The organism is Streptomyces sp. CC208A (genome assembly GCF_030010625.1).
Lineage (GTDB): Bacteria > Actinomycetota > Actinomycetes > Streptomycetales > Streptomycetaceae > Streptomyces.
Window position 1 is genome coordinate 1 of the sequence record NZ_JASCXN010000123.1, and the last position, 410, is coordinate 410.

Annotated in this window: 1 protein-coding gene; it reads left to right on the forward strand. The window is 68.3% G+C overall.

Annotated elements, in window-relative coordinates:
- Nucleotides 1–410, forward strand: a 410-nt coding sequence (locus QK442_RS36275; RefSeq protein WP_282698402.1) for a hypothetical protein, incomplete at both ends; no start/stop codon positions are given.

A 410-nucleotide genomic window follows, 5' to 3' on the forward strand; every position in this document is an offset into this window, starting at 1 on the left:
GCGGGGCTGAGCGCGGCCCAGGTCGCGCAGGCGCAGGCCACCATGGGCAAGTCCCTGACGTCGGTGATCCTCTCGATCGCCTGGAGCACGCTCAGCGATTTCATCGGGCTCGACGACGCCATGGCCTGCTTCGGCGGCGACATGTGGTCGTGCGGCAGCCTCATCGTCGGTGCGATCCCGTGGACCAAGCTCGGCAAGATCCCGTCGGTCTGGAAAGCCGTCAACCGCACGATCGACGCGGTCCAGGCGTTCCGGACGGCGAAGCGAGCGGCCGAGGTGGTCCTCAAGGCGGCGAAGGCGGCCGAGGCGGCAGCGCTGAGGGCCAAGATCGCGGCGATAGAGAGAGCCAAGAAGGCGGCCCAGGCGGCGAAGAAGAAGGCCGCGGAACAAGCGAAGAAGATCGCCGACCA